The organism is Pseudomonas glycinis, from assembly GCF_054871425.1.
The window spans coordinates 303,066-316,828 of sequence record NZ_JBTYHF010000003.1 but is presented as its reverse complement, the minus strand read 5'-3'; the positions used below and the strand labels follow the sequence as shown (position 1 = coordinate 316,828).

Annotated in this window: 10 protein-coding genes and 3 pseudogenes; 7 read left to right on the top strand and 6 right to left on the bottom strand. The window is 60.3% G+C overall.

Annotated elements, in window-relative coordinates; genetic code table 11:
- The first annotated feature begins 61 nt into the window (after positions 1-61).
- The gene (locus tag ACYSTU_RS09005; RefSeq protein ID WP_016772022.1) at positions 62-832 is read left to right on the top strand and encodes a ParA family protein; all 771 of its coding nucleotides are present in this window, start codon (positions 62-64) and stop codon (positions 830-832) included.
- A gap of 130 nt (positions 833-962) precedes the next feature.
- Here ACYSTU_RS09005 and trxC read toward each other — a convergent pair whose 3' ends face one another.
- Positions 963-1,397, bottom strand: a complete 435-nt coding sequence (trxC, locus tag ACYSTU_RS09000; RefSeq protein ID WP_095181008.1) for a thioredoxin TrxC — start codon at positions 1,395-1,397, stop codon at positions 963-965.
- Between the two features lie 236 nt (positions 1,398-1,633).
- Between trxC and mazE the strand changes: the two genes are divergently transcribed.
- A complete protein-coding gene (mazE, locus tag ACYSTU_RS08995) occupies positions 1,634-1,903 on the top strand; it encodes a type II toxin-antitoxin system antitoxin MazE (RefSeq protein WP_498997549.1) in 270 nt (89 codons plus the stop codon).
- Positions 1,903-2,265 carry a type II toxin-antitoxin system toxin MazF gene (gene mazF / locus ACYSTU_RS08990; RefSeq protein ID WP_016772020.1) on the top strand — a complete coding sequence of 121 codons (363 nt, stop codon included), beginning with the start codon at positions 1,903-1,905 and terminating at the stop codon, positions 2,263-2,265. The genes mazE and mazF overlap by 1 nt, the downstream gene beginning before the upstream one ends.
- Positions 2,266-2,270: 5 nt before the next feature.
- On the opposite strand, the gene selO is transcribed toward mazF, so the two are convergent.
- The 5 genes and pseudogenes from selO to ACYSTU_RS08965 form a co-directional block, all read right to left on the bottom strand.
- A complete protein-coding gene (gene selO / locus ACYSTU_RS08985) occupies positions 2,271-3,734 on the bottom strand; it encodes a protein adenylyltransferase SelO (protein ID WP_313871405.1) in 1,464 nt (487 codons plus the stop codon).
- 48 nt (positions 3,735-3,782) lie between these two features.
- Positions 3,783-7,136, bottom strand: a complete 3,354-nt coding sequence (gene mscK, locus ACYSTU_RS08980; RefSeq protein WP_076565278.1) for a mechanosensitive channel MscK — start codon at positions 7,134-7,136, stop codon at positions 3,783-3,785.
- A 34-nt stretch (positions 7,137-7,170) separates the two neighbouring features.
- On the bottom strand, positions 7,171-8,913 hold the full coding sequence (locus ACYSTU_RS08975; protein WP_123443994.1) for a potassium/proton antiporter: 1,743 nt from the start codon (positions 8,911-8,913) through the stop codon (positions 7,171-7,173).
- Positions 8,914-9,207: 294 nt separating this feature from the next.
- Positions 9,208-9,807, bottom strand: a pseudogene (locus ACYSTU_RS08970) (methyl-accepting chemotaxis protein); the annotation flags it as partial.
- Positions 9,808-10,110: 303 nt separating this feature from the next.
- Positions 10,111-10,767, bottom strand: a pseudogene (locus ACYSTU_RS08965) (MCP four helix bundle domain-containing protein); the annotation flags it as partial.
- Between the two features lie 343 nt (positions 10,768-11,110).
- Here ACYSTU_RS08965 and ACYSTU_RS08960 point away from each other — a divergent pair.
- The 4 genes and pseudogenes from ACYSTU_RS08960 to ACYSTU_RS08945 all read left to right on the top strand — a co-directional run bounded on the left by ACYSTU_RS08960 (position 11,111) and on the right by ACYSTU_RS08945 (position 13,677).
- A complete protein-coding gene (locus tag ACYSTU_RS08960) occupies positions 11,111-11,341 on the top strand; it encodes a hypothetical protein (protein ID WP_016772015.1) in 231 nt (76 codons plus the stop codon).
- Positions 11,338-11,640 carry a cell division protein ZapA gene (locus tag ACYSTU_RS08955; RefSeq protein WP_039756738.1) on the top strand — a complete coding sequence of 101 codons (303 nt, stop codon included), beginning with the start codon at positions 11,338-11,340 and terminating at the stop codon, positions 11,638-11,640. The genes ACYSTU_RS08960 and ACYSTU_RS08955 overlap by 4 nt, the downstream gene beginning before the upstream one ends.
- 39 nt (positions 11,641-11,679) lie before the next feature.
- A pseudogene (locus ACYSTU_RS08950) lies at positions 11,680-12,810 on the top strand (cache domain-containing protein); the annotation flags it as partial.
- Positions 12,811-12,831: 21 nt separating this feature from the next.
- Positions 12,832-13,677: a methyl-accepting chemotaxis protein gene (locus ACYSTU_RS08945; RefSeq protein ID WP_371699462.1), complete on the top strand. Its 846-nt coding sequence runs from the start codon at positions 12,832-12,834 to the stop codon at positions 13,675-13,677.
- Positions 13,678-13,763: the final 86 nt, after the last annotated feature.

The following is a 13,763-nucleotide window of genomic DNA, read 5'->3' as shown; positions in this document are numbered from 1 at the left end:
TAGCGAAGCGCGGTCACCGCCAACTACACTCGGTCATTCTTTGATACACGGAGGTTTGGTCATGCGGCGCGTGGTGTTCAATCAGAAAGGTGGCGTGGGCAAATCCAGCATCGCCTGCAATCTGGCGGCGGTCAGCGCCAGCGAGGGTTATCGCACGTTGTTGGTCGACCTCGATGCCCAGGCCAATTCCACTCAGTATCTGACCGGGCTCACCGGCGATGACATTCCGATGGGCATCGCCGATTTCTTCAAACAGACCCTGTCTTCAGGGCCGTTCTCGAAAAAGAATCAGGCGGACATCTACGAAACCCCTTTCGACAACCTGCACATCATCACCGCCACCGCCGAACTGGCCGACCTGCAGCCCAAGCTCGAGGCCAAGCACAAGATCAACAAGCTGCGTAAGTTGCTCGATGAGCTATCGGAAGACTACGACCGGATCTATCTCGATACCCCGCCAGCACTGAATTTCTACGCGGTATCGGCGCTGATTGCCGCGGATCGAGTGTTGATCCCCTTTGACTGCGACAGCTTTTCACGTCAGGCCCTGTACGGCCTGATCGCCGAGATCGAAGAGTTGAAGGATGACCACAACGAAGGGTTGGAAGTCGAAGGCATCGTGGTCAATCAGTTTCAGGCGCGGGCCAGCCTGCCACAGCAGATTCTCGATGAGCTGATTGCCGAAGGCTTGCCGGTATTGCCGGTGTACCTGAGCAGTTCGGTGCGTATGCGCGAGTCGCACCAGGCCAGCATGCCGCTGATCCACCTCGATCCACGGCACAAGCTGACGCAGCAGTTTGTGGAACTGCACAATCTGCTGGAAGACCACTGATTCCCCGACTCACACGCTAATCCTGTGGGAGCGAGCCTGCTCGCGAAGAGGCCGGCACATTCAACATCGGCGCTGAATGATCGACCGCCTTCGCGAGCAGGCTCGCTCCCACAGGGTGGTCTGTGTTGGGTCAGATGCCTTGGCTACGCAGCCATGCCATCAACTGCGGCAATGGCAACGCACCGCTCTGCCGCGCCACTTCCCTGCCGTTTTTAAACAGAATCAGACTCGGAATCGAGCGAATCCCCAACTGCGCCGACAACTGCTGATTCGCTTCGCTGTCGAGCTTGGCCAGCCGACACTTGCCCGCCAACTGCGCCGCAGCCTGCTCAAACACCGGCGCGAACGACTTGCACGGCCCGCACCAGTCCGCCCAGACATCCACCAGTAACGGCAGATCGCCCTTTATCTGACTGGCGTAATCGCCTTGTTTGAGTTCGAAAGGCTTGCTCAGCAGTACCGCAGATTTGCAGCGTCCGCACTTGGGTTGATCGGCGAGACGCTCGGCTGGAATGCGGTTGACGCCGTTGCAGGAGGGGCAGGGGATGAGGAGTGGGGTGGTCATGATTGGTTCTCTGATAGGCAGTCTATAGAACTGATTTGGAGTCGATCTGCCAACTTATCAATGTCGCAACTGCTCACATTTTTCTCAAAACCGTTCCGGGATCGATGGCTAGTCTGAAGACCAATTCGGCGTTTTACGCTTGTCGTGAGGAGATCGCTTTGTCTTTATCTGCGTGCTACTTTTGTTGCACTAATCCAGGAATCGATGATTCCTATGCATCAAATCGGAGCGACATAATGTCCGTAACTTTCAAGATACGCCGCCAAGGCGGCGCTGCCGTCATTACGATTCCGCCCACGCTTTTAAAGTTGTTGCATCTGGAGGTTGGCGCACAGCTAGAGCTGAATGTGGTCGATGGCGAACTGATTGCTCGTCCAGCCGTAGCCGCTACGCGTAAGCGTTATAGTTTGTCAGAGCTACTCGAAGGCGCAGAAGAATTGCAGAAACTTAACGCCCAGACTAGCGAGACCCTTGAAGGTGATTCTGTCGGCCGGGAGCTGGGTTGATGGTGCGCCGACAGCCCCCTCAGCGGGGTGACGTTTACTGGATTGATTTAAACCCAGTGGCGGGGCGGGAGATGATGAACAGACATCGCTTTGTGGTGATCACGCCCAGAGAGATCAACGCATTGGGCGTGAGCATGACGGTGCCTGTTACTAGCGGTGGGAATTTCAGCCGGAATATGGGTTTGGCGGTCGCCATTACTGGCCACGAAACCAATGGTGTAGCGGTGTGTAATCAGGTTCGCAGTTTTGACATAGAACAACGGGTACGAGACGGCACGGCCAAATTCATCGAGCGACTGGATGACGTGACAATGTCTGACATCGTCGACCGTGTAATCAGTGCAATCGACCCGCTAAGCTGAAGCGCCTACGACGAACAACTGATCTCCAAATGCTTTCCCCACTCCGGTGGCCGCTCGGCGTAACTTTCCATTCCCGGCTGCTCATCGAACGGTCTGCTCAGCACCGCATGCAGTCGGCGTACCTCGGCATAATCCCCTTGCTCAGCCGCATCAATCGCTTTTTGCGCAAGGTAATTGCGCAGGATGTACAGCGGATTGACCGCATGCATCCGTGCGCGGCGTTGTGCCTGATCGGCATTGCCGTCGCGGCCGACCCGGGCGACGTAGCGTTCGCCCCAGGCATCGAAACCTTTGATATCGACAAAATCGTCGCGCAGGCGGGCGATGGCCTGTTCGGCTGACTCTTCACCGAGGCGGCGGAAGAACAGCGTGTAGTCGACGCCGCTGTTCTGCATCAGTTGCAGCAGGTTTTCCAGCAGTTGCTGATCGTCGTCCTCGGCGGTGGTGAAGCCGAAGCGGCGGCGCATCAGGTCGAGGTAGTGCGCCTGGAACAGCGGCAGGTACAAGCCGAGGGTTTCGCGCAGGGCCTCGACGCTGATGAACGGCGTCAGTGCCTGGGCGAGCGCGCTGAGGTTCCACTGGCCCACCGGCACCTGATTGCTGAACGAGTAGCGGCCCTGATCATCGGAGTGATTGCAGATGAAATTTGCGTCGAAATCGTCGAGGAAGGCGAACGGGCCGAAGTCGAAGGTGATGCCGAGGATCGACATGTTGTCGGTATTCATCACGCCGTGGCAGAAGCCATAAGCCTGCCACTTGGCGATCAGTTCGGCGTTGCGTTCGACGATCTCGCGAAACATTGCCAGATACGGTTCCGGTTGTTCGAGGCATTCGGGGAAGTGCATCGCCAGTACATGCTCGCCAAGCTGTTTCTGCTGCTCGGGGCGCTTGGTGTAGTAGAAGTATTCGAAATGGCCGAAGCGGATATGGCTCGGTGCCAGACGCAGCACCATCGCCGCGCGTTCCTGCTTTTCCCGCCAGACGGGCGTGTCGGAGCCAATCACGCAGGCGGCCCGCGAAGACGGGATGTTCAGCGCGTACAGCGCTTCGGAAGCGAGGAATTCGCGAATCGACGAGCGCAGCACCGCGCGGCCATCGCCCATGCGCGAAAACGGCGTCTGCCCGGCGCCCTTGAGGTGCAAGTCCCAATGCTCGCCGGCGGTGTTGTACACCTCGCCCAGCAGCAGACCGCGCCCGTCGCCCAGTTGCGGGGTATAACCGCCGAACTGATGCCCGGAATACACCATCGCCCGTGGCTCGGCGTCGGCCCACAGCTTGTGGCCGCCAAACAGTTGCGCGAATTCTTCGGTTTCGGCGCTGGCCAGATCAAGATCCAACAGAGCCAGGGCGGCCGGGCTGGCGACCACCAAGCGCGGATTGTCGATCGGCTCGGGCAGCACGTGCGCGGAGAACGCGTCGCCCAGACGGGCAAAGCGGTTGTCGAAAGTCAGTTCGTCGAGGGCTTTCACGGGCCGGCTCCAGCAGAATGTCCGAGCATTCTGCTGGGACCATGTCGGTTAGTCGAGTTTGCTCGGTGGCGGTTCCGGCAACGGTTTCTGCCCGTCGACGATCGGCACGATGGTTTTGTTCTCGGGTTCCACAGGCACCATCTTGTATTCCTGGCCGTGCAGGTTCTTCAGGTAAACCTCCATCTGCCGGAACGAGATGTTGATGTGCTGCTTCTTGAACTCGCGATTGATGAAGCGGTTGACCTCATCCAGCACCGGGTTGCGGTCACCGAGATCGCGCACATGCATGCGCAGTTCGTGGTCGAGGGTGCTTTCGCCGAAGTTGAGGAAGTACACGTGTGGCTCAGGTTCTTTGAGCACACGCGGGTTCTCCCGGGCCGCTTTGAGCAGCAGTTCCTTGACCAGGTCCAGATCCGAACCGTAATCGACGCCGAGTTTCAGCGTGACGCGGGTGATGGTGTCGGTCAGCGACCAGTTGATCAGTTGCCCGGTGATGAACGTCTTGTTCGGGACAATGATGTCCTTGCGGTCAAAATCCGTGATGGTCGTGGCGCGGATGCGGATCTTGCTCACCGTGCCCGACAGATTGCCAATGGTGATGGTGTCGCCGATCCGCACCGGGCGTTCGAAGAGGATCATGATGCCGGAGATGAAGTTGGCGAAGATCTCCTGCATACCGAAACCGAGGCCTACCGACAGCGCTGCCACCAGCCATTGCAATTTGTCCCAACTGACGCCGAGGGTCGACAGGGTGGTGACGAAACCGACGCCGGCAATTACGTAGGACAGCAGCGTGGTTGTTGCATAAGCGCTGCCCTGCGCCAGATTGAGCTTGGACAGCACGAACACTTCGAGCAGGCCGGGCAAGTTGCGCGCCAGCGCGAAGGTGATGCCGATGATGATCAGCGCGCCGAGCATGTCGCCGATGCTGATCGGCACCATGCTCATGTTGGCGCCGGTGCCGCTGGTGTATTCGTAAAGGGTGATGTTGTCCAGATACGAGAACACCGAAATCAGGTCCGACCAGACCCAGTACAGCGCCGCGATGAAACCGCCGAGCAGGGCCAAACGGATCAGGCGCAGGGACTGCTCGTTGACCTTTTCGATATCCAGCGTCGGCTCTTCGATCACCGCTTCGCCGTCGCCTGCCTCTTTCGCCGCCTGCCGCTTGGCCAGCGCGCGCTGATAAGCCAGACGCCGCGCGGCAACGCTCAGGCCCCGTACGAAAGTGGCCTCGATCACCAGCCAGAACATCAGCAGGTACAGGGTGTTGATCAAACGGTCGCTGAGTTTCAGCGCGGTGTAGTAGTAGCCGAAGCACACCGCAACAAACAGGGCGATCGGCAGCAGGGTGAACATCACCCCGACGGCTTTGCGGAACAGCGAAGCGTTCTGGTGCGTCGGGCTGCTGATCAGCAGGCGACTGAGCAGCCATGCCATCAAGGCGTAGCAGGTCAGCACCACCGGCATGCCGAGCACGTCATCGGCCAGCGCCGCTGGTTGCAATTCGGCGACGGCCACCACGGCCACCAGCGCCATGACCACAAGGCCCAATCGACGCACCCAGCCCTGAAGGAACTCGACCTGCGGCTTCTCCCAGCGGAAGTGCAATTCCGCCACGCCACCCGGCGCAAGAATCCGGTACGCGGTGTAGAACACCAGCCAGGCCTGGCCCATCTGCAACAGCGCCGCGCCCATGTTGGCGTTCTGCCCGCGCGCGTCGATCTGCAAGGCCAGGCCGCACAGCGCCAGACCCAGCGCCACCGGCATCGCCAACAGGATGTTGATCAGAATCGCCTGCGGCGTGTGCCACTGGCTGTCGCGCTTGAAGTGGCCGATGTCCTGGTGAACCTTGTTGAGGCGTCCGTACAGGGCCTTGCGTCGCCACAACAGGGCGCCGATCAGCAGCGCCAATGGCAGGAACAGCAATGGCCGCTGGGTCAGGCCGTCAGCCAGTTCGCTCAGGCTCGACGCCCAGGGCAGGGTGTTGACCTGCCGCTCCAGGCGCTCGGGCACACCGCGCATCCATTCCACGTCCAGCGGCTTGTTGCTGGGGATCCAGAACATCTGTTCGTCGAGGGTCGCGCGCAGGCTTTGCGCGGTGCTCAGCAGTTGTTTCTGGTTGAGCTGCAGGGTGATCGATTCGTTGAGCATCGCGCTCAACTCGCGGTTCAGCCGCTCGAGCAGATCAGCGCGGGTATTAGCCAGATCGAGCAGGCTTTTGCGCAATTGCGGCGTGACCTGCTCCGGCGGCTGCGTGGCCAGCAAATTGTCGACGTAGGTCGCCGGATTGCTCAGCAGCTCCCGCTGTTGGCTGACATCGAACTGATACAGGCGAATATCGGCAATCTGGTCGGCGAGGTCGCGGTCGACCTTCAAGTGCGGCAGCGCCTGCTTCTGTTTGTAGAGGATTTTCGACAGCAGCAGGCTGCCCTTGAGCACGTTGATTTGCTCGTCCAGTGCCGAATCGCTCTGGGTCAGGGTGTCGAGTTGCTGTTTGGTCTGCAGGTTCTGCTGAGTGACTTCGTTGAGACGGTCGGTGCTCTTGAGCAAATAGTCGGAAAGCTTGAGGTTGGTCGCGCTCTCGCTCGCCAGCAGGCTGCTGCCGCCGGCCTTCTGCGCTTCGATCGATTGCTGGGTAACGGTTTCCTGCGACTGCGCCAGACGTTTCTGGTTGATCAGGGTTTGCAGTTCCTGGATCTCGCGGTCGAGACGATCGGATTTTTCCGAGAGCAAGTCATGCTGAGCATTGCCCAGATCCTGCAACTGGGTGTTGCCGGCCAGTTCCTGGCGGCGCAGTGGAATCAGCGCATTGAGTGCGGCCAGTTCGGCGTTCAACTGGTCGCGCTGTTCTGCAGTGACCGTTTTGCCAGTGTCCTTGCCGGATTTGAGGATGGTGTTGATCTGCTGGATGCGCGTCTGGCTGGCGGAAATCTCCGCCTGAGCGCGCTCGGGGCGAGTCTGCGCGGTGATGATCAGGCTGTTGGCTTCGGCCAGGGCTTTTTGCAGATCGCTCTGCTGGGTCGAGCGATCGGTAAGGATCTGCTCCAGTTGCTGGATCGACTCTTTCGGAAAACGCTGCGCTACCGGCACCGGTGCGGTGGCCTTGAGGCGGCTGAGTTCGCGGGTGTTTTCAATCGTCTGCTTCGGCGCGTTGGCCAGCTGACGCTTGAGATCGATCAGTTTCTGCTCGTAATCACGCTGGTTGTTCAGCTGATTGAGGGTGTTCTGCAGGACGGTCTGCAGGGTCTTCTTGTCGGCGTCCGGCAGTTTGCTGTCGGCCAGCTTGTCGAGGCTGGCCTGCACGGCATCGCTGGACGGTGGTTCGGCAGCATGCAGCGGGCCGACGACAAGACTGAGGCCCAGCAGGGCCGCGGCGAAAAAGGAGCGCAGGGTAGGCATAGAGACCGGTCAAGCAAGTGAGAGTGGGAGCAGTTTAGAGGAAGAGTCCGGGGCCCGGGCGACTTCCTTCGGGGAATCTGACGCCCACTTTGCCGATCTTGTTCCCGTCCATGACCGCCACCGTCCAGTGGGTGTTGTTCCACTCCACCTGGTCACCGACGATGGGGGCACCCCCGACTTTTTGCGCAATGAACGCGCCCAGAGTCATGTCCGGATCGATGCCTTCGGCCGGCAAGCCATACAGCGCTGCAACCGCTTTAAGCTGGGCGTCTCCTTCGAGCACGAAGTCGCCGAAGAAACGCAGATCGAGGCCGCGTTGCGGTGCCTGGCTGAACAGTTTGCCGAGGGCCGGCAAGTTGTGTTCATGGCCAATAACACACAGCAAATCATCGACTTCCAGCACCGTACTACCCGACGGATGGAGCAGTTGCTGGCCACGAAACAGCGCCGCGATGCGTGTGCCTTCGGGCATTTTCAGCTCACGCAGGGGCGAGCCGATGCACCATTTCTCCGCGCCGAGCTTGTAAACGAACAGCTCCCACTCGCTGGTCACGTGCACTTCCAGTGCCGCTCGGGATATCGGCGCTGGTTCTGGCGGAACGGTCACCTTGAGCAATTTGGCCACCCACGGCAGGCTCGTGCCCTGCACCAGCAACGAAACCAACACGATGAAGAACGCCAGATTGAAGTAGAGCTGCGCTTGCGGCAGCCCGGCCATCAGCGGGAATACCGCGAGAATGATCGGCACCGCGCCGCGCAGGCCGACCCAGGAAATAAAGGCTTTTTCGCGACCGTGAAAGGCCTTGAACGGCAGCAGGCCGACCATCACCGACAGCGGCCGCGCGAAGAGAATCATCCACAGCGCCAGACCGAGGGCGGGCAGGGCGATCGGCAGCAGATCGTGGGGCGTGACCAGCAGGCCCAGCACCAGGAACATGCCGATCTGCGCCAGCCAGGCCATGCCGTCGAGCATGTGCAGAATGCCGTGGCGGCTGCGCACCGGGCGGTTGCCGATCACCAGGCCGCACAGATAGACAGCAAGGAAGCCGCTGCCATGCAAGGCGTTGGTCAGCGCGAACACCACCAGACCGCCAGCAATGATGAGGATCGGATAGAGCCCGGCGGCGAGATTGATGCGGTTGACCAGTTGCAGCATCACCCAACCACCGCCCAGACCGATCACGCCACCGATGCCGAACTCGCGGATCAGGTGGCTCAGCAGGCTCCAGTGCAGGCCGGTTTCGCCGCTGGCGAGCATGTCGATCAGGGTGACGGTGAGAAACACCGCCATCGGGTCGTTGCTGCCGGATTCGATTTCCAGACTGGCGCTGACTCGTTCGTTGAGGCCTTTACCGCCGAGCAGCGAGAACACCGCAGCGGCGTCGGTCGAGCCGACGATGGCGCCGATCAGCAGGCCCTGAATCAGATTGAGGTCGAACAGCCACGCAGCGGCCATGCCGGTCAGCCCGGTGGTAATCAACACCCCGACCGTGGCCAGCGACAGCGCCGGCCACAAGGCCACGCGGAAACTCGACACCCGCGTACGCAAGCCGCCGTCGAGCAGGATCACTGCCAGGGCGAGGTTGCCGACCAGATAGGCCGTCGGGTAGTTATCGAAAATGATCCCGCCACCATCGACTCCGGCCGCCATGCCGACCGCGAGAATGATGACCAGAATCGGAATGCCGAGACGTGAAGAAAGAGAACTGACAAGAATGCTTGCGCCTACCAGCAACGCGCCGATCAAGAACAGGCTGTTGATGGTCGTCGCATTCAAAGGCAGTACTCCAGAAGCGTAAAGACGAGGCACAAACTGACCATGCAGTCTGCGTGCCAGCGATTCTAACCTGTTGAAATGTGATGCTGTCAAAAAGGTTTTCTGCAAAATCACCCTGGAAATGCGGCGAATGATGACTGTGGCGAGGGGATTCATACCCGTTCGGCGGCGCAGCCGTCGTAAAACCGCTGTACGCGGGTCCTCTGATGAAACCGCATACGCTGTTTTTGGGGCGGCTTCGCCACCCAACGGGGATAAATCCCCTCACCACAGGGGAAGCTCAAGCGAGGTGTGTTACAGGCTGAACCGCCCAACCATGTTGTTCAAATCCAGCGCCAGGCGCGACAGCTCATTGCTCGCCGCGCTGGTCTGATTGGCGCCGGTTGCCGACTGCACCGACAGATCGCGGATGTTGACCAGATTGCGATCGACTTCCCGCGCCACCTGCGCCTGCTCTTCGGCGGCGCTGGCGATGACCAGGTTGCGCTCGTTGATTTCGACGATGGCGCTGTTGATCGTGTCCAGCGACATCCCGGCGCCACGGGCGATGTTCAGCGTCGACTCGGCGCGCTCGGTGCTGTTGCGCATCGAATCCACGGCGTGTTCGGTGCCGCTCTGGATGCTGCCGATCATGCGCTCGATTTCGCTGGTCGACTGCTGGGTGCGATGGGCCAGGGCGCGCACTTCGTCCGCCACCACGGCGAAACCACGCCCGGCCTCACCGGCACGGGCCGCTTCGATTGCTGCGTTCAATGCCAGCAGGTTGGTCTGATCGGCGAGGCCACGAATCACGTCGAGCACCTTGCCGATGTCGCGGGATTCATTGGCCAGGTCGCCGATCAGCGACGCGGTGCTCTGCACGTCGGCGCTCATGCGTTCGATGGCGCTGACGGTTTCCTGCACCAGATCACGGCCGTCGCCCGCCGAAGTGGTGGCGTTTTTCGAGGCTTCCGAAGTGCTGACCGCGTTGCGCGCGACTTCTTCGACGGCGCTGGTCATCTCATTGACCGCCGTGGCGGCCTGCTCGATTTCGTTGTTCTGCTGGGTCAGGCCGCGCGCACTTTCGTCGGTGACGCTGTTCAGCTCTTCCGCAGCAGACGCAAGCTGTGTGGCCGAACCGGAGATGCGCTGCAGGGTGTCGCGCAGCTTCGATTGCATCTTCGCCATCGCCGCCAGCAGGCGCCCGGCTTCATCTTCGCCATCGACATGGATCGGCTGGGTGAGGTTGCCTTCGGCGATAGTTTCCGCCGCCTCGAGTGCCTTGGAAATCGGCTTGGTAATGCTCACGGTCAGCAGCCAGGCGAACAGCAAGGTCAGGCCGCTGGCGATCACCAGCAGAGTGACGACCAGATCGAACGACATCGAGTACTGATCCTTGGCGCCCTGATCAGTCTCGGCAATTTGCTGGGTATTGATCTCCAGCAGACGCGCAAGTGCGGTGTTGACGGCCTCTGAGTTGCTCAGCAAATCGTTGTTGAGCATCTGCTGCAACTCGGCGATCTGGTTGTTGCGCGACAGGGTTTTCATGCGTTCTTCAAGCTGACGGTACTGCGCCAGCAATTGCACGTACTGATCGTACGCCGCACGCTCCTGCGGGCCTTCGATCAGTGGCTCGTATGCGCGTTGCGCATCGGCGATCTGGCGATTGCGCAGGTCGAACAGCTCGATGGTTTTCTGCTGCACGTCGGGTTCGCGATTGATCAGCAAACGATAGGACAGCACGCGCAGGCGCAGGGTCAGTTGGGTGAATTCGTCCAGAGCCTTGATCGACGGCACGCTGGCGGTGGCGATGTCTTCGCCGGCCGCGCGGATCTTGCTCATCTGGTTCAGCGCAAACACGCCGAGGATCAACATCAGGCCGCCGATCAGGGCGAAGCCGGTGAACGCCCGTGGGGCGATATTCATATTGCGAAGGGACATGGGCGGATACCGAAAAGGGCCGCATCCATGCGGGTTGAGACTGCTGTATGGGTGACTTATCGGTCATACGACTAAAGTCTTGAGGTGGTGTGCGTATTTGTCGCAGACAGGCTTGAGCGACGAAGTGCAGGAACCAGATCGACCAAGCACAGTCTTTTAAACTCGCGAGAACGCTTGCCCGCCAGGAAAATCAAGGCCTTGCGCCGGTTTAACCCTGGCATCCGTGGTGACTTTTCTTTATCGTACGCGCCCTTTGAAAAACGCTTGGAAGATCAAAATGTTGGAAGCATCCCTCAGCCAATTGGAACAGCTCGTCAGCGACCTGGTGCAACAGAACCAGACCTTGCTGCAGACCAACCAGACCCTGTCCACGGAACTGGCCCAGGCCAAGGATGAAAACGAAAACCTGCAACTGAACCTGATGGAGCAGGAAGAAAAACACGGCGCCACCGCCGCGCGCATTCAGGCGCTGGTTGATCGCGTCAATGCCGGTCCTGTCAGCGCATGAACCACGGCACAGCAGGGGTAAAAGTCATCTCCATTCTCGGCGAGGACTATTCGATCAAGGCACCGGCCGGGGAAGAACAGACCCTGCTGGACGCGGCGATGATGCTCAAGGCAGCGCTGGAAGACACCAAGCGCAAATACCCGACGCTGATCGGCGACCGTTTGCTGGTGCTCGCGGCGATGAATCTGTGCTCGCAGCAGATCGAAATGAAAAAGCAGCACAAAGAAGAACTCGAGCGTTATCAAGAGCAAGTCAGCGCCACGGTCGAGACGATTGCCAAGACCATCAGTCAGGGCTGATGAAGTTGCGCACAACCAAGGAATAGATTGTCGGTTGGGATGTATACAATCGGCACGGCTGTTGCAGTGTTTCGGCCACTTATTCCTTGGGGGTGCTCCATGCAGTGGTGGCGACGCAGTATTCAGTGGCAGTTGATTCTCGGCATGGGCGCGGCCCTGCTGATCAGCATCGTGATTGTGGTTGGCATTTATACCCTGGTGGTCAACCGCCTCGCCCAGAGCTACCTGGTCGAGCAAGCGCTGCCGTCGAGTATCGAAGCGACGCGCAACGATATCGAACGCATCCTCGTACAACCGCTCACCGCCGCCAAGGACATCGCCAGCAACACCATGGTGCGTGACTGGCTGGCGACAGGCGAGGACAGCAGCAAAACTGCGCTCTTCGCGCAGTATCTGGAAGGCATCCGCGCCGAACACAAGGCCTTCACTGCGCTGATCATCGGCACCGAATCCAATCACTACATCACCGAAAAAGGCCTGGACCGCACCCTCAGTCGCGCCAAACCGGCCGACGCCTGGTTCTATTCCTTTCTCGACAGCAATCAGCCGCGTACCCTCAATATCGACAACGACGGCGCGACAGGCGAGCTGGCCCTGTTCATCGATTTGAAGGTCGAGCAGGCCGGCAAAGTCGTCGGTGTCGCCGGGCTTGGGCTGAGCATGAAAGAGCTGTCGGAGCTGATCCACAACTTCAGTTTCGGTGAACGCGGCAAGGTCTATCTCGTGCGTTCCGACGGTTTGATTCAGGTCCATCCTGAGGCGCAGTTCAGCGGCAAACGCACCTTGACCGAGCAGATCGGTGCCAATGCGGCGCAAGCGCTGATGGGGCACAAGGAGGCGGTCAACAGTAGCTTCCAGCGCGACGGTGAAGACTTCCTCGCCTTCAGCCTGCCGCTGCGCGATCTCGGCTGGACGCTGGTGGCCGAAGTGCCGCAGTCGCAGATCTACGCCGAAGCACGGAAAGCGATGTGGATGAGTGGCGGCATCGGTCTGGTGGTGGCGTTGGTCTGCCTGGCGTTGGTGGTGTGGCTGGCGCGGGGTCTGGTGCGACCGATTCGCCAAGTAACACGGGCGCTGGTGGCCATTGGTAGCGGTGGTGGAGATTTGACCCACCGGTTAGATTCCAGCCGCGCCGATGAGCTGGGTGACCTGGCGCGTGGCTTCAATCGTTTCCTCGACAGCCAGCGCGCAATGATCGGCGAAGTGCTCACCACCAGCGAGCGCCTGCGCACGGCCGTGGGGCAGGTGGCGAAGGTAGTGGATAACACCGCCGAGCGTTCGGGCCGGCAGCAGGAAATGACGGATATGGTTGCCACCGCCGTCCACGAAATGGGCCTGACCGTGCAGGAAATCGCGCAGAATGCTGGCAACGCCGCGCTTGCCTCGCAAACCGCGCGCGATGAGGCGTTGCAGGCACGGGAAGTGGTCGGTGGCTCGATCCGTCATATCGAAAGCATGTCCGATGAGATCGGCCTAGCGGCGGGCGCAGTGGGTGAGCTGGCGCAGCAAGTGGCGTCGATCGATTCGGTGCTGGCGGTGATTCGTGGCGTTTCCGAACAGACCAATCTGCTCGCACTCAACGCCGCCATCGAAGCTGCCCGCGCTGGCGATATGGGCCGTGGCTTCGCGGTGGTCGCCGATGAAGTGCGCACCCTCGCGCGCAGGACCCAGGCCTCGACCGACGAAATTCAACTGATGATCGGCAGCCTCAAGCAAGGCGCGGAAAACGCCGTGTCATCGATGCGCACCGGCCAGGCCGCGACTGGCACCGGGGTTGAATCGAGCCAGCGGACCGGCGCGTCGCTGACGGCGATCACTGGTCAGGTCGAGCGCATCAGCGATATGAACCACCAGGTGGCGACAGCGACCGAAGAACAGTCGGCGGTGACCGAAGAGATCAACCGCAACGTGCAGGGGATTTCCGATCTGGCACGGGCGACGGCGGGGGAGGTTCGTGCGTGTCGTGAGGATTGTCAGATGTTGCAGCGGCTGGCGGATGATCTGGCGCGGCAGATGGGTGGGTTCAAGTTGAGTTGAAGCTGTATCGCCTGGGCTGACGCCTTCGCGAGCAGGCTCGCTCCCACATTGGATTCGGCATGTTCACGCATCCTGTGAACACCACG